This is a genomic window from Zooshikella ganghwensis DSM 15267, from assembly GCF_000428585.1.
Classification (GTDB): Bacteria; Pseudomonadota; Gammaproteobacteria; order Pseudomonadales; family Zooshikellaceae; genus Zooshikella; species Zooshikella ganghwensis.
Window position 1 is genome coordinate 1 of sequence record NZ_AUAF01000092.1, and the last position, 19,830, is coordinate 19,830.

Below are 19,830 nucleotides of genomic sequence, written 5' to 3' on the forward strand. Positions count from 1 at the left end.
CGTTTCAACCACAATATTAAACCGATCGGCTGAGGACCACTGCTCAGCATTCTTCTTGTTTCCGGGCATAACACAGCCTTTTCTTTTCGCAACCTGACGCCAATTATACAGGGTTTTTGCTGAAATACCGGTTTCTTCTGCAAGTGCTGGAACACTCATATTATGGGGTGGCATCATCTTCGCTAGAATAGCTTCTTTTCTTTCTTTTGATACGCGCTTCACTCATCATTCACCTGCGCCCCTTTCTTTAGATTTTTACTTCAGGTGAGGCGACAACTATCCTGACATAAGGGGTGACCAAGCTTATGCTTATAGAAATCAGGCTGTACATTACTCTGAGAAATCTCTAGCACACAGTAATACTTCATCTGCGTATAAAGACCAAGCAGGTCAAGAAGTTGTAAAAGCGCAAAATGAAGTCACGCGTGCTAAAGAAGAAGCTAACAGAGCTAAAGGTGAAGCTGACCGCGCTAGAAATTATGTAGATAAATATAAGCCAGGGGTTAAAGGTTCTTGGGTTTTTCACGATTACCGTAACTGGGGGACTGATGGCGAAGGCGCAGGTGGAGCATGTATTTATAATGATAATAGCTCATATAAAGCTCTCATGATTGCTGGAAATTCATCAAAGGATGGTAAAAAACGCGCTGTTAAAGTGTTTGATGATTTATATGTACATAGTGTCGCATATGTAAATGGGAGTGAGGTTTATCACAAAGGTAATATAAAGATAAGTTCAAGTGCACCTCAAGGTGGAGGCCATGGTTTTATCTGGTTTAAATACAGCTAATGTCAGAATCTTTTTTTAATGTTAATGGAGCATGGCGTTCCCTTGATACTGCTTATGTCAATGTAAATGGGAAATGGCGTGAAGCTGATGTTTACGTAAATGTAAACGGCAATTGGAACCTTGTATCACTTAAAAGAGTGACATTAAGTGGTGGAACCCACTTTGATTTATTTGCTCACCTAGCCCCCTTAGTTGGAGGAGCGGGTAATATTGAAATAACTTTAAATGGCACTTATCAAGGGACCACAACTGCAGCAGCAGCCTTTTTAATTACAGATACATTTGCAGGTCGCCGTGTCCGTATAATTAATAATGGCCTCATCCTTGGAAAAGAAGGAGCTGGTGGTCCAGGTGGTCCTTGGAATGCTGCAGGTCATGCTGGTGCTGCTGGAGGTACAGCAATTTATGTAAACCCTTCTCATGGCTGTCGTTACCTTGAATTCCACAATGCTTCTGGTGGTCGTGTATATGCCGGAGGCGGAGGAGGTGGTGGTGGCGGAGGTGCTTGGGGTGGCTTAGGTGGTAACTCAAATTATGGAGTAAAAGTGAGTGGTGGCCGCGGTGGCTCTGGAGCAGGTAGCAAGGGTGTCAGCCTCCCAGCTACTGCAGGTGAAGCAGGAGGTTATCAAAATGAGCGTGGCTTTATGTGGGCTAGAGGTGGAGCGGGTGGAGCTGGGGGTAACTTTGGAGCATCAGGAGCACAGGGTGGTACAGGCTCATCAAAGGGAGCACCTTCAGCAGGAGCTTATGGTGGAGGTGCAGGTGGTGCTGCAGGTATCGCTATTCACAACGTAAGCGCTATTACCTTAACTGGAAATACAAGTACAACTCATATCATGGGGAGACGAATTTAATAAGAAATGAAATTTAAAATAATTAAGTACGATGACGAAACGGGCACCTTAGATATTAAATTAGAAAATGGATTTATTTTAAATGTTGGCCTTGATTCACTCACACCAAAAGATGGTCCAACAGAACAAGAGCTTTTAGAAGCTTTATCAAGTTATCTCCCTGACCCAGACTACTTCAATAGACGTATACCTAAAGCCCCTGTGCTTCCTTCCATGCTCAACAAGGAATATACCGCTACAGATGTGCAAGGCTGTGAAGAACCTTGTACCTGGGACACTATAAGAGGCCACAGGAACACTCTTTTACGTGGCTCTGACTGGACCCAAATTGACGATAATACTTTAAATAAAGATGAGCGTGTGGAATGGAAACAGTATCGTCAGAGGCTGCGAGATATTCCACAGGAATACAATAAGCCACAATCTGTTATGTGGCCTGAACAACCTGAATCTGGAGAATTTCAAATATAGTGTTAGATTGGTTTAAAACCTCCCTGCCTTCCATCTTGCTTACTTTATGCTTGGTCTTTGGTGGCTATGTTGTCACTGTAGAACAGCGCTTAAGTCAGCTTGAAGCAAACTACAAGCACCTCGAAACACTGAATAAAGTTGTTGATGATTTAAATAGGCTTATGCATAAAACAGACAAGCGTATAAGTATCTTGGAGGCAACCCTTCTTGGAACGAAAGAGGGACTATAAAAAAGAATACCGTGAGTACCACAGCCGACCTGAGCAGAAAAAAAGACGTGCAATGCGTAATGCTGCAAGACGCTTAATGATTAAAAAAGGTCTTGCCAAAAAGGGTGACGGTAAGGATGTGGACCACAAAGATAGAAACCCCCTAAATAATACCCGCAGTAATTTGCGAATTAAAACAAAAAAAGAAAACAGAGGTTGGAGACGAAATGAGTAGTTTATTTCTACGCTTTATTACTACAAAACTGGTCAAAAAAGTAGTCATTGTCTTACTCTCAGAGTTGGCAAAGAGAACAGATAACAAGGTAGATGATGCTATAGTTGCTGTCGTGGAGAAGGAGACTCTTCATGGATAAGACTGAACTGATGGAAATGGAAGAAACGTTAGCGTGTGCAGGGATAAATTATGTTATCACTGAGCACTCAAACGGTTACCTTGATTTATCTTACCTATCAGCCGTGGGTAACGAAATTGTTGTCGAGTTCCGTCCTAATGGTTCACTTATTGAATAGGAGTATCTTTGTCACAAGACACAAATGACATTTTATCTACCCTTCATACAAAGCTCTCAGAGCACCTTCTTGATAAAATAAATAAAGGCAATTTAACGGCTGCTGAACTGAACGTTATACGCCAATTCCTCAAAGATAATCACATCAGTGATATTCCTCGTGCTAATTCTCCCTATGGTGACTTGCTGAATAGCTTTAGTTTCACCGAGGAAGATGACGCATACCCTTCACACTAAACAAAGATAGGAGCTTAACGGCTCCTTTTTTTGTTCCTGCCTATTTTACCTTATGACCCGAAGCGAAAAAGAATTAGAACACCGATTAAAAACTGATTTTACTTTTTTCCTAACCGTTATTTGGAAGTACTTAAACTTACCACAACCAACACAACTACAAAAAGATATTGCCCTTTATCTCCAAACAGGACCCAAACGAAAAATAATAATGGGGTTCCGTGGGGTAGCTAAGAGCTGGATAACTTCAGCCTACGTTTTATGGCGTTTATACAAAAATCCACAAGTTAAAGTGCTTGTTGTGTCAGCCTCAAAAGAAAGGTCAGATAGTTTCTCAACGTTTACCAAGAGGCTCATTGATGAAATACCTTTCCTAAACCATTTAAAGCCTGGGAGAGACCAAAGAGATAGCAAGATTGCCTTTGATGTGGGTCCTGCTACTCCAGACCATAGTCCCTCAGTTAAATCTGTAGGTATTACAGGACAACTGACAGGGTCTCGTGCAGACATTATTGTTGCTGATGATATTGAGGTTTTAAATAACAGTGCGACACAAACTGCTAGGGATAAATTAGCTGAGCTGGTTAAAGAGTTTGATGCAATATTAAAACCTTTAAAGAGTTCTGAGATAACCTTTTTAGGTACGCCTCAAACTGAGATGTCCATTTATAATACCCTGGTTGAAGAAAGGGGTTATAAAGTTCGTGTATGGACTGCTTTATATCCTGAACCAAGTGCCTTTGATAAATGGAAAGGAAACCTCGCCCCCTTAATCCAAGATAAAGTTCTTAAAGATGCAAACCTTATTGGTTGCTCAACGGAACCTAGACGCTTCAGTGATTCAGATTTAGCTGAACGTAGAATGTCCTATGGTAAAGCAGGTTTTGCCTTACAGTTCATGCTAGACACCTCTCTTAGTGATGCAGATAAGTATCCTTTAAAGCTCAGTGATTTAATGGTGATGAGCTTGGATTTAAAACGTGCTCCTGTTAATTTGGCTTGGTGTAATGCGGCAGATAAGGTGCTTGAAGTGCCTACCTTAGGTCTATCTGGTGACCGCTTTTATGCTCCCATGTGGACTGATAAAGAAATGGCAGAATATACAGGCTCTGTCATGTTTATTGACCCAAGTGGCAGAGGAGCTGATGAAACAGGTTATGCCATCGTAAAGTTTCTCCATGGTTACCTCTTCTTAGTTGATGCTGGGGGTTTCCGTGAAGGTTATTCTCCAAGTACATTACAGAAGCTCTCAGGCCTCGCACAGTTGCATAAAGTTAATCACATAATAGTTGAGGATAACTTCGGCGATGGCATGTTTATAGAGCTGCTGAAGCCGTATTTACGAAAGGTGCATCCTTGTCAGGTAGAAGGTAAACGTGCTCATGGACAGAAAGAGTTACGCATTATAGACACACTGGAACCTGTTCTTATGCAGCACCGTTTAATTGTGGATAAGGGACTTATTGAGAAGGATTATAGGGAGTGTGAAGGAGACTACAGTTATTCCCTATTTTACCAGATGTCACGAATAACACACGACAGAGGGGCCTTGAAGCATGATGACAGACTTGAAGCTGTTTATGGTGCTGTAGCGTACTGGGTGGAACAAATGGCCTTAGATGCCAAAGTAGAGGCTGAGAAGCATAGGGATGAACTGTGGGCTATTGAGGAAGCTAAATTTATTGAGGGTTGTCTTGGGGTTGGGAATAACATATTATCATGGTGTGCTTAATTACTTTAATAATAAGTTTAATAACATAAATGTACTCCCTCAGCTAGCGTGCAGAAACTAAAATGTACTTTAAAATTTAAGTATTCGTTTCTACGGACACATATCTATTCATTGATGAAAGCGAGTATATCCATATGGATGAGTAATTTTGTCAAAAATATTTTTGGTCTCCATTTCCTTTAGTGCATGATTAATTTTATTAATGACCTGATACTTGTGAGGAAGTTTGGATGCTTTGGAAAAAACAATATAAAGTGGACGAGGCTTGTAAAGAACAAGTGGTAGCATGACAATATTTTCTTTATATATGTTGTTCTTTTTTGATAAATATGCCTGGATTACACTTGTTGTAGCAACAGAGAAATCAACTCTTTCTGATATAAGCATTTGGAGCAGCTGGTCATAGTCCTGAGCATGTTTTATTTCGATTTTACCTTGCTTTATAAGCCTGCCAAAGTCCTCTCCATACCAAGTTCCTCGAATTAAATTTACTCTTTTTCCAGATAAGTCTGAAAGTGATTTAATTTGAAAACTATGTCCTTTTTTGACAAATAGGTGAGCAGTAATCCATTTGATAGGTGTGTTAAAAAAAATTAATATTTTCTCACGTTCAGGTGTTTTATGTAGTCCAAATGCACCGTCTATTTTTCCATTTTCCAAATAGAGAAGAAGTCGTTTCATAGGAAGTGGTTCAAATTGCATTGAAACTCCGCTACGAAGTTCTAACTCCCGCATTATATCCAGGAAGGGGCCTACAAATTCCCCCTCTACCTTCCATTTAAAGGGTTTTGCATCTGTATTCAAAAAGCCCATAGTCAGTGGTTGGGCTACTAAAATTTGTGAAAATACCCCCCAGAGGATAAACGAGTGCACAATTATTATGGTTAATATTTTCATAAGATATTTTGATTCACGTGCGAACTCTAAAATGTACTTTTGGGATTTTTAAAAAAAACACTTTTCCACCAGACTTAACTCTCTCCGCGCTCCTTCCACAGATGAGTATAGTTCTTCTTGGCTAGCTATGCGTAACTACTGAGGGGGTACGGTGCATATGAGTTGTGAAATGCCATATGCTTCTGAAAAGCTTGCTAGAGGTATCCAACTCTCTAAAACTATTTTCATTTATCAGAATTGTAAGAAATACTCAAATAGAGTTCTAATTTAAAGTGTTGCAGGAAAGTAAAATGAGCAAGGGGAACATTCTGTGAACTATTTTCGTGCTTGGTCTCCTTTTTCCTCTCTAGCCCATGATGCACAAAGCTTTAAGGTAACTTTGGTATCACCCAGCCTGTACAAAAATTAGGCGCGGCTTTGTTTTTTCTAATATACATGCAGCCCAGTGGTGACGTGGCCTAGAGTTACCCCCCCGTTTAGGGGAGACCAAAGGCCCCCCGGGTGTGTATATAGGTTATTACTTTAAGTTAACTTTAGGTAAGCTCTTAGTTACCCAGTGGATAGACTCCTTCTTCCCTCTCTGCCTACCTGAGGGCTAACTTATGGCCTCCTTTAAGCTCACATGGACATGGTGTACTTAAACTGTATCCATAAGCCACCTCATGCTTACCTTGTCATATGCTGCTGTAGGGATATAAAACATAAGAAGCAGAAGACACAACAAGTTAGAGTGAACTTGTAGGTAGCAGATATGAGACTGTAGCTGAGCGAGTAGTGAAGCTTATCTATTGGTCAGCTATAAGATGACTCTTTGGTACCACTTTGTTAGACCTAAGTAGATTTCCCACATTAAAGTGTTCTGTTTTATATAGCCTACTCCTAAAGTAGTAGCTAACCTAAAAGTGTAGATTTAGTTAAGCTCAAGGATGAGTATATGAGTTTTTGGCAAATATTATCTGGTGCCCTCAAGGAGCTAATGTTCAGCCGTGCTCTATGGGCACATGCACTGTTCTGGGTCTTCTTAATAGTACTTGTTGAGTGGTTTTTTATTGGGATGTAGGAGAGTACTAAGTTCATATCCTCTGTCATGTCATCGTCATGTTGTTGTAACCTCTTCAGAAGCTGTATAAGCAAATTTATGCATCAGTAGGTGTAGTTATCATCCCTATAGCTCAAATCACCTCTAAAAAGCCCCTCAGGCTCCCTCAGAGCATCTTAGTTTGGGGTCCATAAACGACTAGTGACGTATAAGCTCATCAGAAGCTGTATAAGGAACTTTTTGTCTAGGCGGTGTGATTCATCAGGTTTTGTCTTTTTGTCGCCACAGAAGCTTCACAGGCGCTTGTAGGTCCTATTAGACGTAAAGGTTAACTTGGAGTAGACTTCGGGCCTTGCTGTTTTGGAGACAGAAAGGTAATGATTGGTCTTAAAGATATTATCAAGCTAAGAAAAGCTTTGCATGGTTATAGTTTAACTGTATTTCAGCTTGAGATACTCCTTGCTGTTGAGGCTAATGAAGGATTAACTTTAAACGAAATACTAAACAAAGGCTGGTTAGAAACTGACAGTACTTTATCCACAATAGCAACACCTCTGCAAAGACTTGCTGAAGGTACGCCAAGGACTAAAGGTCGTGGTTTCATAAAAAAAGTTAAAAGTGCTCAAAATGCAAATGCTAATGAATTATATTTGACTGGAGAAGGTAAAAAGGTATTATCTCATATTAAGTTAGAGATTGGCCTTAAATAATTTTTTAGAAAAAATCTGTTTGTCTTTTTAATAATATCCCCCTGCAGATATTCCCCCATGGCCTACTGTATCTAGTTTATTTAATTTCATGTTAGTCACAGTGTTTAGTCACATGTATAGCTGTAGGCCACTAACTGCTTGAGTTTCAAAAACACATAGTATTTTATTTTGTTTGGAATGAAAGAGTTCTTTGCGTGTTTTTAATTGTTTTCCTATCTGTGTTTTTATTCCTGTTTTAAGTTGACCTAATAATAAATATTTGGTAGCTTGTAAAACATCGACAGAGACGACCTTAATTAAATTAACACTTCCTATATCTCTTAGGGGCAAAGAGTAAGAGATTAAACTTAACCCCAAGTATTAATTTTTTAAATGATGTTACCTAGAAGGTTCTCTTCATTTTAACTACAAGGTCGTCATGTTCGATACATTAATCTAAGCTCCAAAACCCAAGTGCACCCACATCCTCACTCGGTGGGCGGCTGTAAGCTTCCTGCTAGGCAACGCTTAGCGCTTAACAGCTAGTAGCTCTTTAAAAAGTAGGTGGGAAATAGACGGACTTTGTAAGAGTAATATCTTACCTCCTGACATTTCATTTCTTAATACATGGTGTGTTTTACGTAGGGCATTAAACCTAGTGCCCTATAAAAAGCATACATGAAATTAATATTTATTTTAATAGGGAGACATTAAAATGACCGCTATTACTTTTTATTCACTTTATGATTATAATTGTGGTAATATATTTGCTAATACATTAAATTTAGATAACTTTTCCACCTTAGAAGAATTAGACGCAGCACTTCACGACTGGCTAGAAGAATTAACAGAGAATAGGAACGATGGGGTAACCCGCGAAGAGTGGATTCTAGCAGACTGTGAGGACGTCCCAGACCAGTATATAAATACCTATGGTATCAATGGGGAATACTTCACTTATAGAGATACCATAGACGAATTATCTAACTATCATGATGATGCTGAAAACATTTTAAATGCTTGGATAGCTTATGGATATGAGCTAAACCTTGATGAAATTAAAGACGCATACATAGGTCACTTTTATTCAATAAGGTCATTTGCTGAGGAATATTTGTGGGAAATAATGGACTTATCCTCACTACCTCAACACTTGCAGTTTTACATTGACCTAGAACGATTGGCGAAGGATGTCTTAATAAACGACTGCTGGGAAAGTAACGGTTATTACTTTAATAGAATTTAATTTCCTTGTTATGGATTAGGGGGAAGTAATGCCTAGAGTAACACTATACTCACTTTATGATGCATATTGTGGCAATTTAATTTATCAACATTTTTTCTTGGATACATATACGACACATGAAGAATACCTTAACGCTGTCTCCATCTGGTTAAAGAGTTTAAGTACTATCATGGGAGATAACGTTAAGCGTGAACAAACAGCACTCCACGACTCGCAGGGTATACCTGAGCGTTACCTTGGCATGAGCAATGTGTGTGAGTCTTACTTCCAATACAAGGACACGCTAGAAGCGCTTAAGAAGCAGCACACGAACGCAGAGTTAATCCTTGAGCTTTGGGTCTCCCAAGGTTACAGCGTGGACCATGAGGAACTACAGAGCGTCCAGTAAGGGCGCTAAGGTATACACTTACTTTGTGAAATATTTCACCTAAAACTCAAGTTCATACTGCCGTATATTAGACACCAGTAACGTAGACCAAACAGGTGTGGTCCTTTGTTTTATGTAGGTATGGCTCATTGGTGGAGTATTGTAAATGAGTTCTGTTGTAGTAAAGGGTAAGCAGTATGCAGAAGGGGTCTTACTAGAGCAAACAGAATTAGTATGTGATTATCTCTTAGCGGGAAAGGACAAGTACACAAATATAGTCCAGTGGTGGGCAATAACGCCCTCACTTGGGGAGAAACTAGGAAAGAGAAAGCATGATTCCTTTGTATTATTTAGTTCCTATTATGGGAGTTGGTTAGGTTTATATGATAATAATAACACTATAGATGAAGTGGTTATGGATGCATTAAGCACATAATCCCTTGTTTATTTAGTCTCATATATGGTACAAAGTAGGAAGTGCATAACCAATAGGCGAGAGAATTAAATGGCTGGCGGCTTAAAGTTACTTAAATTTTTAAATGCTGTTCAAGCTATGCGCTCAATTGACCCAGATATGACCTTATCACAGCTAGCTACCTTGCTAACAATTGCTAAGGACGAAGGGTTAAGTGTATCTGAGATACAGCATAGAGTAGGCTTAACGCGTACAACAGGTTCGCGCATAGTTCGCAGTCTTACCAACTGGGAAGGTGATGGAAAACCCGGGTTTGACTTTATTGAAATGCGAGCGGACCCAATGGACTATAGACGACGTATTGCGTATTTAAATGAAAAAGGCCGTAAAGTAGTTAAAGACGCAATTAAACATTTATAATTATTTCTAAGGGTAGCTGTTCTCGCTACTCTTTTGCTTTTCCTATCTCTTTTTTTCTTAATTTCTCCTTTTTTATCTTCTTCATCTAAAAGCACCTATCATTAAAGGAGGCTGACTCATGGCTATTCGTAGGCGTGGTAATCGCTGGCAAGTAGACGTGTATGTAGGTAAACAAAGGGTACGCCTAGCGTGTGCAACAAAGAGTGAAGCCTTAGCAGAACAGGCAAAATTATTATCTTTAAGTGCTGAACAAGTTACTTACCAAAGAGAAAATAAGCTGCACAAAAAGTTATCCCTGACCGAGTTACTAGAATTAACAACAGCACGTTTCTGGGAGGGAACTAAGAGCGAATTAGTTCAATATAAAACAGGCAGGCAAATAATAAGCTTTTTGGGTCCATTAACATCAGCCTCATCCATTGATGTAAACACAATTGATTCCTTCATTACTCAATGCAAAAAGGAGGGAAATGCAGCCGCAACAATTAATAGAAAGTTAGCCGTTTTACAAAAGATGCTTAGGTATGCTTTTGAACGTGGCTACATTAAATCAATACCACGCTTTGAACGCTTAAAGACCCGTCAAGGCCGTATACGTTACCTATCATATGAGGAGGAAAAGCAGCTCCTTTCCTTAGCAGATAAGGACCTCGCTGACTTTATTATCCTCGCCATTGAAACAGGTGGCAGGCTCTCAGAAATATTCAATTTAAAGCCTCAGGACATTCTAGAGCATAAGGTTATCTTTTGGGAAACCAAGGGTAATAGGAGCCGCTCAGTGCCTTTAACTCAGCGAGCTAAGGAAGTCTTACACAGTAGACAGGGGCAGTTGTGGCCGTCCTCATGGACAAAAGGAGGGATAAGCAGAGCGTGGTCTAAGCTACGCAAACAGATGAACCTAGAGCACGACACAGACTTTGTATTCCACTGTACACGGCATACCTGCGCTACCCGCTTGTTATCTGCTGGGGCAAGCTTAAGGGAGGTTCAGCAGTGGCTAGGACATGCCTCAATCAATCAGACAGCAGTCTATGCGCATATCGAGGAGGAAGCCTACTACAGGCTTGTGGATAACTTAGAGACTATGAGAGAGGAACAAAGTGTATAAAATGTGTATATTTTAAATGAGGAGGTACTTAACATGTCTTTAATTGGAAGGGTTTTTATCAATAGTAAAACTCAAGCTGTACAGTTGCCAGAAGATGCACAATTCCCTGGCTCAGTAAAAAAGGTTATAGTTCGTGTGGTTGGGAATGAAAGGATATTAACCCCTGTAAATAGTACTTGGGACAGTTTTTTCTTATCCGATGAAACTGTAACAGACGATTTTATGAATGAACGTGGACCACAAGAACAACAAGAGAGGGAACCCTTTTAATGATGAAATACATATTTAAAAGAAAACCCTTAGAAGTTCTTCATATGGAAAAATTGGTTGGTTAAAAATGGATGATATTAAAGAGTACGACGAAATAAAAAAATCTATAGCAAAAGGTGAAACAGAGTTAGTACCTGAAACTCTTGTAACTCGTTTAATTGACGGTGAAAACCCTATTAAAGTTTGGCGTGAGCACCGAGGTTTAACACAAAAGGAACTAGCTGTAAAAGTGGGTATAACTGTCGCCTATCTTTCACAAGTAGAAAAAGGAGAATGGATTGCTTCCACTGATATGTATAAGCGTATCGCTGGTGAGTTAAGCGTTGATTTAGATGATTTAATTTAATGTAGCCTTGTATTTAATAGGAAGGTCAATAATGACTGACGATAATTATGAAGAAGTACCTAAAGTAGATAAGTCTTTAGGTGCTGCAGAAGGTATACTAAAGCATGTAAGGGGAGACAGGCTGTTGAGTGACGGAGAGTCATTGGAAAGTACAATAGAAGAACTGTCTCAAGACGACCTCCCGAGTAAATACCCTTCTAGCAAGTAAACTCTTATCCCAGATACACCCTATATAAGGCTTGGCCTAAGGGCCTCTATCGCCTTGTTGCAGACTATGGTTCTTCGGTATATCATTTATATCACAGATATATGAGATATCTACTTCTGGGAGCCTTGTAATATGCCAAATATCTTAATAAGAGACGTCGATGACAAACTTGATAAAGCACTACGCATCAGTGCTGCACAGAATGACCGAACGCGAGAAGCTGAAATAAAAGCAATCTTGGAGGATGCAATGTTGAAAAAACTGAAGAAAAAAGAGTTATCACAAGTGTTGCAGGAATTAGCCTGCTTAGATGACAGCTATGATGTTGATGAACTTTTTGGACGTTCTGACAGTTCTGCAAGAGACCTTGATGATTAAGGAAAAGCTGTGTACTTATTAGATACGAATGTTATTTCTCAACTTATGAGATTAAACCCAAATGCTGGTGTTGCTGCTTTTTTTGAACTAGTTAAAAAGGATAAAAGCAGAGTTTATCTATCATCATTGACTATTGGAGAAATACAGAAAGGAATAACTAAGTTAGTCAGGTCTAATGATGTAAAACAAGCTAACTTATTGCAGAAAAAGATGGACTTAATTGTGCAGGAGTATGCTGGGTCCATCTTACCCATTGATGAGGATGTCAGTTCTGTTTGGGGTGTTATACTGGCTAAAACAGATGACACAAATGCAATTGATAAATTAATAGCAGCAACTGGAATTGTATATGGCCTTACAGTTGTTACACGAAATGTTCGTCATATACAGGATACAGGCGTTAAATATTTAAATCCTTTTAGTTAAACTTTGGATAATTAACATGGCAGAAAAAACAATAGAAGAAATACGCGAAGCCGTAGCTAAAGTAGGGCTTGGTTTTGATGTAGACAACCCTATAAAGTTAAGTAAGCGTGATACTCAGCTAGTAATTGAAGCCCTTGAATCAGAAGCAAGGTGTCTTAACAGGTTAAGGGAGGCCGCTGAAAGATATAAAATGAAGTAGTGCCTAAATCCCTTGGAAAATAGGCACGATGTAATAGTTACAGCAAAACCTCTCTGACTTCCTTAAAGTCCACTCTCTGCAAACTCTCATTCAATAGACATAAAGAAAAGCCACTCCCATAAACACCATGGGTGATGTCTTTCTGTGCGTGTCCAAGCAAGGCTTTAACGTGCTCACTGGGTATGCCTGCCTCTACAGCAGCGTCCCTGAATGAGTGTCTGAAGCTGTGGAATACCTTGCTAGAAGAGAAGCCTAGTCCACGTTTAAACTTAGTAAACCAGTTAGTAACCCGTTTACCATATTTGCCACTAACTTTATTAAGGTTAAACAGGCGCTTTCCTTCTTGCTCTTTAACAAGGTTGAGGAAGCCAAGCTTAATTAAGTCATGATGCAATGGGATAACACGTTTAGAGCTATCATTTTTAAGCTGGTTATCCCCATCATCATGTATGTGGATAAAATAAATATCATTCTCTATTTGTACATCACTAGCGTGTAACTGAGCAATTTCCTCAAGTCGAGCGCCAGTATAAAGCGCAAGAATAGGGACCCAATAGCGCCAAGGTGTACATCTACTGTCGTCTTTAAATGGAGAGGTGCTGAAGATAGTCCTTAACTCATTCTTACTAAAGGCTTCCTTCTTGGTACTCGTCTGCTTACCTTTGGGGGCTAAGCCTGATAAGTAATTTTCTGGTATGTACCTTTTCATCTTCAACCAATTAAAGAAGGTATTAATACGCGTCACATGATTCTTAGCTGTCCTTGCTGTGATGTTGGGAACACCAGATGCTATAAGCTCCTCTAGGCTTTTCTTTGAGTTAACGCCAAGTGTCCTACGTGCTGGATAGTTAAGTATCTTTTCAACGTACTTAGTCGCTTGCTCATGACCCAACTGATTAATTGGTATATCACCAAGGATATCAAGAAGGGCAGCAAAGGCTGTTTTATAGTCATCTGCTGCTTTAGAACCCCAGTTTAAGGCAATCTTTTCAGCTTCATACTTTTCATACAAAGTTGAAAGCTTGGGCCTTTCTTTTTGGGGTCCACATCTGGGAGTAATTGGAGCTGTTTTTAAGCGCTCTTTAGCCCTCTGACTTTGCAGTATTTGATGTATTTTGCTTTCTAATTCTGTACAAATAGTACTCAATATATCCTTGTCTTGAGCGCTTCGTAACTGCTTAAAACTGTTCAGTATTTGCCCAGATAGCATCATAGCTATTTGCTGAGCCTCTAATTTAGAAGGCGTTTGAAGGCTAAAGTTGAACTCAGTTTTACCAAGAGTGACTCTAAGGTCTGGTGGAATTGTTTGACGAAAGGTATAACCAAAAGTACGCAATTTGAGGTATGCCATTGCAGTATCTAAGCCCTTAATATGGAGCGTAGAAATGGAGCGTAAAGGCAATTTTTAGTACTTTGAGAAGAAAAATCTAGGAAAATCAATAGGATAGGCAATATGGTGCCGAAGGGGAGACTCGAACTCCCACGCCCAAAGGGCACTGCCACCTGAAGACAGCGTGTCTACCAATTCCACCACTTCGGCATGGAAGAATAAGAATGGTGCCCAGAGGCGGAATCGAACCACCGACACGGGGATTTTCAGTCCCCTGCTCTACCGACTGAGCTATCTGGGCAACGCTCGGGCCGCTATTAAACCGTTAGCGGCACAAAGAGTCAAGAGTTGGTTGTTAAAAAAGTTTGTAAACAGGTTAGTGTTGTATAAATAGTATTCAATTTATAGGCTAATCTGATGTTGGCACATAACCATCAGCCTGATCTACCTCATCATTTGCGAAGAACTTATCCATTTGTTCTGTAAGGTACTTTCGGGTATCGGGTTCCATTAAGTTGAGCCGCTTTTCATTAATAAGCATTGTTTGATGCTTTTGCCAGGCTTCCCAAGCTTCTTTGCTAATGTTGTTATAAATCCACTGGCCTTTTTCTCCAGGGTAGGGGGGAACTGCTAACCCTTCGGCTTCTATATTCAGTTTTTGGCAAAAAATGGTACGTGTCATGTTGAGAACTCCATTAAAGCTCAATGGCATACTGTGTAGCCTGTTGGTGCGCAAGTTTGCTAATTAACTTTTTAACAGGTGCAGCTAAACCAATGGAAGGTGGTTGATATACGTTATACCAAAGCCTATTGTTGTCTTCCATAACTTGCAATGGTTGTGAGCTTTCCAGCTGGCAGACCACAGGGATAATATTAAGCTGGAAGTGACTGAAGACATGTTTGACTGGAGACCAATGGACTGGCTTTGATAGTTTAAGCTTAAGTTGTTTTCCCAACTTAGTAAGCTGTTGCCGAGTTACGGTATTATTATCAGACTCGGCAAGTGCTATTTCAGGAAAGCTCCAGAGCCCGCCCCATATACCTTGTGCAGGACGCTTGTTTAATAGTACTTCGCCATTCTTATTTACAGCGAGCAACATAGCTACAGACTTAATGGGTTGTGTTTTCTTTGGTTTAGGGCTTGGAAAACGAGTGGGATCACCCATTTGATAGCCTTGGCAATGTTTTTGTATTGGGCACTCATCACATTTAGGTTTGGTGCGGGTACATATCATTGCACCAAGGTCCATCATAGCCTGAGTATAATCTGCTACACGTTTATGTGGGGTGTAGTGCTCAGCTATTGCCCAAAGTTGATTTTGAATCGGTGTACTACCTGGCCAACCTTCAATAGATTCAAAGCGAGCCAGTACCCGTTTTACATTCCCATCTAATATGGCTGCACGCTGGCCCATAGCAATGGAAGCAATAGCGCCAGCAGTTGACCGGCCTACTCCAGGTAATGTACTTAGCTCGTCAACGGATGCAGGGAATTGGCCATTGTATGTTTCACAGATCATCTTAGCGGCTTTATGAAGATTTCTAGCCCGTGCGTAATAACCAAGCCCTGTCCATAAATGAAGTACTTCATCTGTTTCGGCGGCAGCTAGTTTGGCAACATTTGGAAAACGTGCCATGAACCGTTCAAAATAAGGAATTACAGTACTTACTTGTGTTTGCTGCAGCATAATTTCAGATACCCAGACATTATACGGGGTTTTCTTTTGCTGCCAGGGCAAATGTTTGCGGCCATGCCGATCAAACCAGCGTAACACTGCTTGATTAAAAGAATTGGCTCTAATCATGTATATATATTGTTTTTTACACAGAAACGAGGGGATATAGTATCTTGTGAGGCATGTAAAAAGAAAGGGTATAACATACTGCTATACCCTTTGTTGAAAAGTAACAATATTAATTTTATGGTTAATCCAAAAAGCGCTTCAGTAAATCACCCACAGGTTTTAGCTCAGGTTTATCTTCCAGTTTTTTATCAATTTTACGTTCAAGTTCAGATTTGACTTGGCTTGCAGCAATTTCACCTATTTTTTCCTGGTCAATACCACATAGCTCTTTGTCAGAAAAATCCCCTTGGCAACGAACAGGCCAGCGGATGTTCGCGTAGCGTTTATTGATTTGGCAGGCTTCCTCTCCTGCATTACTTTGGGAACCAGTAATCGTTAATCCCAACCGATAGTCCAAAGATTCGGTTAATAGGTTAACAGTACCATAGCCATCAATATTGAGCTGTTCGAGTTTTGCGATGAGTTTTTGGTTATCTACTACACCATTTCGAATAAGGATTTGACCAGACATATCTTGAAAAGGGGTACTTGTTCCCCAGTCTTTTTTACTGACTTTTTCTTTTCTTACTTTGGCAATGGCTTTACATAGTATTTTATCCACATTGGTCTGAGTAAGTTCGCCATTAGCAATGGCAAAGTTGGCTTTGCCATTTAAAGACTCGATCAACTGTGTTTTAGTATTGCCTTTTGTAGAAAACTGTCCGGTTAAGTTAGCGGCACCTTTTATTGCATTCAAGTCAGCATAATTCATCAATGCTTGATGAACATTAATATTATTTGCTTTAGTTGTGACATTAATTATAGGTGTTTTCTTTGTAACATCAATTGCGACTGTTTTATTGATTGTGCCGCCCAACGTTTTTGCTGTGACTGGGGAAAGTTGGATATTTCCTTTATTTGCATGAATCGAAAGATTTACATCTTCAAGTTTTGTTTTTTGCTGCGTTAGTGAGTTTAAGTGTAATTTACCCTTTAGGTTTAATTGGCGTAAGGTATCTATGGGTAGAATGGGTGTATTATCAGCAGTCTTAACTGGAGTAGAGGTTTTAGCTGATTCATTCTTTTCTGATTGAGTTGTCGAGGCAGATGAACTTGTAGTGGAGCTGTTTGCAGGGGTAAAGTGATCTACAACTAAATCACTTCCTTTGACATCAAACTCATAGCGTGGCTGTTTCGTAATATTTGCCAATGTCACTTTACCGTTGAGTGTAAAATCACCTGCAGTTAAATTTAATTTGTCCAGTACAATATTACCGGCATCACCATTAATGTGACTCGTGAATGAGAATTTGTTTAATGCATCTAGTTTTGTGGGTTTATAATTTATCCCAAGACCCTGAAGCCACTCGGGTAAGTTATCCACTGAAAGTGAGATATTACCTTTGACACTAGGCTGAATAAAGTTGGTCAGTGATACATTGCTTTTAGCCATGAGCTGCTTATCGGACAGTGCCAAGTTTTTAATATTTATTTGTTGTGCTTGACTAGCTAACTCAATTTTTTCTGCAGACACGTCTAGATCTATTGCAAAAGGTTGTTTCTCAGCTGTCAATTGACCCTGACTGTTTAATGAAAACTCTTTTAGCTCAAAACGTTGTTGTTTAAGGTCAAATAAAAAGTCAGTGCGAACTTTTTCATCAAGCTTAAATGCAGGTTGATTACCAGAGGCTGAAAAACTTACTTGAATAGGCAAGTACTGATTATTTGCAATGTTAGAGGCACTCACATTTAAATTTTTCAGGTTAAATGTTTGTGATTTTTGTTGGTCTTGATAGTTTAAGGTAATATTTTTGAGTAAAACGGCGCTGATATTAAGTTCTGTCGTGCTTTTTCCTGTATTTGATGTTGTGTTACTATCCTGATCTGATGTTTCTGTTGGCGTTGTTTTACTGGCAGGTTTATTTTGAGATTGTGTTGTTTCTATTTGCCAGTTTGGTACGCCCTTTTTATCTTTAACAAGGTTAACTTCTGCACCTTCTATATTGAGTGCTGTGACTTTTAGCTCGTTACTCAGTAAGGGAAATAACTCAACTTCAACTTGAGCATAATCGACTAACACCAGTTTTTCTTCTTTAGGTGTGGTTACAGTGAGTTTGTTCGCTGAAAAACCCAATGCAGGGAAAAATGAAAGTTCAAGTGGACCCTCAATACCAAGAGTCAATCCGGTATTTTCTTTGACGATGGTACGAATTGTATTTTTGTATTGGTCTGCATCGATAAAAAAATTCAATGCGAGAATTGCGACCACAACCAGTAGTAATAAGGTGAAAATAACACCTAACGAAATTTTAATCACCGACTTCATATCAGTTTCCTTAGACTCGAAACGTTTACGTTTTGCAAGAGGTAGTGTGCAATACCACAGAGTTTGACTCATAGCACACCATTTAGACAAAGACGTCAAGTGGGTCAGGTTTAAATTCTCAGTAGATTATGCCTCTACATAAGGTGCTCATGCTTTATTATGATGCGTGTGAGATCGTTAAACAGGATAACCTAGGTGTATTTAACTTTGGTGAATGGTTAGACGCCAATATAATCTGCCACCTTATTAGCAATAGCTAATGATGCTGTTAAACCGGGACTTTCTATTCCAAACAGGTTTATTAAGCCAGGTATTTGATGTTCTGCTGCAGTTTGTATCATGAAGTCAGCTGGTGGTGAGTTGGGTGCCTGAAGTTTTGGGCGAATGCCTGCATAGTCTGGAACCAATTGCTCTTTTTTTAATCCAGGATAATAGCGCTGAATGGCCTGGTAATAGGTTGTAAGGTGGTGTGTACTGACATCATAGTTAACTTTGTCGATATACTCCGTATCGGGACCAAAGCGAACCTGACCTGCTAAGTCTATGGTGGCATGAATACCTAAACTTGTCGTGTTAGCTTCAGGGAGCGGATAAATCAAGTGATTGAGTTTAAAGGAGCCGGCGAGTTTAAAGTAGCTACCTTTGCAGTAATAGAGTGATGGAATATCAGACTTAGGAAATCCTTCAATAGTATTGGCTATCGTCTGCGCGTGGAGACCACCTGCGTTGATCAAAACCTGACTAGAAAACTGGTATGCTTCTTTGCCTGTTTGAACATTCAGAATAAACCGATTGCTGGAAATTTCTCCCTGTTTAAATTGTGTATTGCGTAAAAGTAGTGCTCCTCGTTCTTCTGCTAATCGAGATAATGTAAACAACAACTGATGGCTATCAATTATGCCTGTACTAGGAGAAAGCAAAGCACTGGTTGCTTGTATTGCAGGTTCAAGCTTTTTGACCTGTTGAGAAGATAAGAACTGTAGGTCGTTTACACCATTATTGATGGCTTGTTGTTGAAGTAAAGCCAAGCGTTCTTCGTCATGAGTGGTATTTGCAATAATCAACTTACCACAGCGACGATGAGGTACTTGATACTGTTGACAGAAGTCATACAGCAGCTCTTTTCCTTCAACACAAAGCGTCGCTTTTAATGATTGTGTGGGGTAATAAATGCCTGCGTGAATCACCTCGCTGTTGCGACTACTGATTTCTTCACCAATATGTGTATGTTGCTCTAGAATAACAACAGTTTTATTAGGTTGGGCAAGGCGTGCTGCCAATGCGAGTCCAATGACTCCAGCACCAATGATCGTGATATCAACTGATTCCATCGCAGATTATGCTCATAAATTTGTAATAAAGATAACGCGATGCTCGACTTTTTAGCCTATTAATTTAGCTAACTGAAGAGGAGCATTGCCTTGGTTCCTATTAAATAATACACACAAACTGTGTGATAATAGCTTGCGGGTAATTCGATTAGTCAAGCTCCATAGTGTTCTGCCTTTGGTTCGCTGAATATTAAACCTTTCTACTAGCTGACCAATCGTTGTCTCCACCCG

At 39.8% G+C, this 19,830-nt stretch carries 26 protein-coding genes, 2 tRNA genes and 1 pseudogene; 19 read left to right on the forward strand and 10 right to left on the reverse strand.

The window, feature by feature from the left end; translation table 11 throughout:
• Positions 1–222 (reverse strand): transposase (locus F607_RS0117335; RefSeq protein ID WP_027709115.1); only part of this gene is annotated, 222 nt, incomplete at its 3' end.
• 567 nt (positions 223–789) lie between these two features.
• Between F607_RS0117335 and F607_RS35820 the strand changes: the two genes are divergently transcribed.
• From F607_RS35820 to terL, 7 genes are all read left to right on the forward strand, one after another.
• On the forward strand, positions 790–1,644 hold the full coding sequence (locus tag F607_RS35820) for a hypothetical protein (RefSeq protein WP_051311587.1): 855 nt from the start codon (positions 790–792) through the stop codon (positions 1,642–1,644).
• A 6-nt stretch (positions 1,645–1,650) separates the two neighbouring features.
• Positions 1,651–2,115, forward strand: a complete 465-nt coding sequence (locus tag F607_RS32970) for a tail fiber assembly protein (RefSeq protein ID WP_051311588.1) — start codon at positions 1,651–1,653, stop codon at positions 2,113–2,115.
• Complete coding sequence (locus F607_RS0117355; RefSeq protein WP_027709118.1) at positions 2,115–2,345, forward strand: hypothetical protein; 231 nt, start codon at positions 2,115–2,117, stop codon at positions 2,343–2,345. The genes F607_RS32970 and F607_RS0117355 overlap by 1 nt, the downstream gene beginning before the upstream one ends.
• A complete protein-coding gene (locus F607_RS0117360) occupies positions 2,323–2,559 on the forward strand; it encodes an HNH endonuclease (protein WP_027709119.1) in 237 nt (78 codons plus the stop codon). The genes F607_RS0117355 and F607_RS0117360 overlap by 23 nt, the downstream gene beginning before the upstream one ends.
• A 131-nt stretch (positions 2,560–2,690) precedes the next feature.
• Positions 2,691–2,855, forward strand: coding sequence for a hypothetical protein (locus tag F607_RS34185; protein ID WP_157365510.1), 165 nt, complete (start codon positions 2,691–2,693; stop codon positions 2,853–2,855).
• An 8-nt stretch (positions 2,856–2,863) separates the two neighbouring features.
• A complete protein-coding gene (locus F607_RS0117375; protein ID WP_038291725.1) occupies positions 2,864–3,091 on the forward strand; it encodes a hypothetical protein in 228 nt (75 codons plus the stop codon).
• 52 nt (positions 3,092–3,143) lie between these two features.
• Positions 3,144–4,820 (forward strand): phage terminase large subunit, encoded by a 1,677-nt coding sequence (gene terL / locus F607_RS0117380; protein ID WP_027709121.1) that lies wholly within the window; start codon positions 3,144–3,146, stop codon positions 4,818–4,820.
• Between the two features lie 108 nt (positions 4,821–4,928).
• Here terL and F607_RS0117385 read toward each other — a convergent pair whose 3' ends face one another.
• The gene (locus tag F607_RS0117385) at positions 4,929–5,717 is read right to left on the reverse strand and encodes a substrate-binding periplasmic protein (RefSeq protein WP_027709122.1); all 789 of its coding nucleotides are present in this window, start codon (positions 5,715–5,717) and stop codon (positions 4,929–4,931) included.
• A gap of 1,416 nt (positions 5,718–7,133) precedes the next feature.
• On the opposite strand from F607_RS0117385, the gene F607_RS0117395 reads away from it, so the two are divergent.
• From F607_RS0117395 to F607_RS0117455, 12 genes are all read left to right on the forward strand, one after another.
• A complete protein-coding gene (locus F607_RS0117395; RefSeq protein ID WP_027709123.1) occupies positions 7,134–7,466 on the forward strand; it encodes a MarR family winged helix-turn-helix transcriptional regulator in 333 nt (110 codons plus the stop codon).
• 694 nt (positions 7,467–8,160) lie between these two features.
• The gene (locus tag F607_RS0117405; protein WP_027709125.1) at positions 8,161–8,691 is read left to right on the forward strand and encodes an antirestriction protein ArdA; all 531 of its coding nucleotides are present in this window, start codon (positions 8,161–8,163) and stop codon (positions 8,689–8,691) included.
• Positions 8,692–8,719: 28 nt separating this feature from the next.
• A complete protein-coding gene (locus F607_RS0117410) occupies positions 8,720–9,079 on the forward strand; it encodes a hypothetical protein (protein WP_027709126.1) in 360 nt (119 codons plus the stop codon).
• 145 nt (positions 9,080–9,224) lie between these two features.
• Positions 9,225–9,494: a hypothetical protein gene (locus F607_RS0117415; protein ID WP_027709127.1), complete on the forward strand. Its 270-nt coding sequence runs from the start codon at positions 9,225–9,227 to the stop codon at positions 9,492–9,494.
• Between the two features lie 69 nt (positions 9,495–9,563).
• The gene (locus F607_RS0117420; RefSeq protein WP_027709128.1) at positions 9,564–9,893 is read left to right on the forward strand and encodes a MarR family winged helix-turn-helix transcriptional regulator; all 330 of its coding nucleotides are present in this window, start codon (positions 9,564–9,566) and stop codon (positions 9,891–9,893) included.
• Between the two features lie 118 nt (positions 9,894–10,011).
• Positions 10,012–11,001 (forward strand): tyrosine-type recombinase/integrase, encoded by a 990-nt coding sequence (locus F607_RS32975; protein WP_051311589.1) that lies wholly within the window; start codon positions 10,012–10,014, stop codon positions 10,999–11,001.
• Between the two features lie 33 nt (positions 11,002–11,034).
• On the forward strand, positions 11,035–11,271 hold the full coding sequence (gene vapB, locus F607_RS0117430; protein ID WP_027709129.1) for a type II toxin-antitoxin system VapB family antitoxin: 237 nt from the start codon (positions 11,035–11,037) through the stop codon (positions 11,269–11,271).
• A 67-nt stretch (positions 11,272–11,338) separates the two neighbouring features.
• Positions 11,339–11,617, forward strand: coding sequence for a helix-turn-helix domain-containing protein (locus F607_RS30245; RefSeq protein WP_051311590.1), 279 nt, complete (start codon positions 11,339–11,341; stop codon positions 11,615–11,617).
• A gap of 31 nt (positions 11,618–11,648) precedes the next feature.
• Positions 11,649–11,825: a hypothetical protein gene (locus F607_RS34190; RefSeq protein WP_157365511.1), complete on the forward strand. Its 177-nt coding sequence runs from the start codon at positions 11,649–11,651 to the stop codon at positions 11,823–11,825.
• Between the two features lie 132 nt (positions 11,826–11,957).
• Entirely contained in the window at positions 11,958–12,203 is a 246-nt protein-coding gene (locus tag F607_RS30250) for a FitA-like ribbon-helix-helix domain-containing protein (RefSeq protein WP_038291730.1), read from the forward strand.
• 9 nt (positions 12,204–12,212) lie between these two features.
• Positions 12,213–12,629, forward strand: a complete 417-nt coding sequence (locus F607_RS0117450; RefSeq protein WP_027709130.1) for a type II toxin-antitoxin system VapC family toxin — start codon at positions 12,213–12,215, stop codon at positions 12,627–12,629.
• Positions 12,630–12,645: 16 nt separating this feature from the next.
• The gene (locus F607_RS0117455; protein ID WP_027709131.1) at positions 12,646–12,828 is read left to right on the forward strand and encodes a hypothetical protein; all 183 of its coding nucleotides are present in this window, start codon (positions 12,646–12,648) and stop codon (positions 12,826–12,828) included.
• A 37-nt stretch (positions 12,829–12,865) separates the two neighbouring features.
• On the opposite strand, the gene F607_RS0117460 is transcribed toward F607_RS0117455, so the two are convergent.
• The 8 genes and pseudogenes from F607_RS0117460 to F607_RS35185 form a co-directional block, all read right to left on the reverse strand.
• The gene (locus F607_RS0117460) at positions 12,866–14,179 is read right to left on the reverse strand and encodes a site-specific integrase (protein ID WP_027709132.1); all 1,314 of its coding nucleotides are present in this window, start codon (positions 14,177–14,179) and stop codon (positions 12,866–12,868) included.
• 103 nt (positions 14,180–14,282) lie between these two features.
• Positions 14,283–14,368, reverse strand: a tRNA-Leu gene (locus F607_RS0117465).
• Between the two features lie 15 nt (positions 14,369–14,383).
• Positions 14,384–14,459, reverse strand: a tRNA-Phe gene (locus tag F607_RS0117470).
• A 108-nt stretch (positions 14,460–14,567) separates the two neighbouring features.
• The gene (locus F607_RS0117475; protein WP_027709133.1) at positions 14,568–14,840 is read right to left on the reverse strand and encodes an oxidative damage protection protein; all 273 of its coding nucleotides are present in this window, start codon (positions 14,838–14,840) and stop codon (positions 14,568–14,570) included.
• Between the two features lie 13 nt (positions 14,841–14,853).
• Positions 14,854–15,963: an A/G-specific adenine glycosylase gene (mutY, locus tag F607_RS0117480; RefSeq protein WP_027709134.1), complete on the reverse strand. Its 1,110-nt coding sequence runs from the start codon at positions 15,961–15,963 to the stop codon at positions 14,854–14,856.
• 121 nt (positions 15,964–16,084) lie between these two features.
• A complete protein-coding gene (locus F607_RS0117485) occupies positions 16,085–18,268 on the reverse strand; it encodes an AsmA family protein (RefSeq protein WP_027709135.1) in 2,184 nt (727 codons plus the stop codon).
• Between the two features lie 218 nt (positions 18,269–18,486).
• On the reverse strand, positions 18,487–19,599 hold the full coding sequence (locus F607_RS0117490; protein ID WP_027709136.1) for an NAD(P)/FAD-dependent oxidoreductase: 1,113 nt from the start codon (positions 19,597–19,599) through the stop codon (positions 18,487–18,489).
• 51 nt (positions 19,600–19,650) lie between these two features.
• Positions 19,651–19,830, reverse strand: a pseudogene (locus F607_RS35185) (IS982 family transposase); the annotation flags it as partial.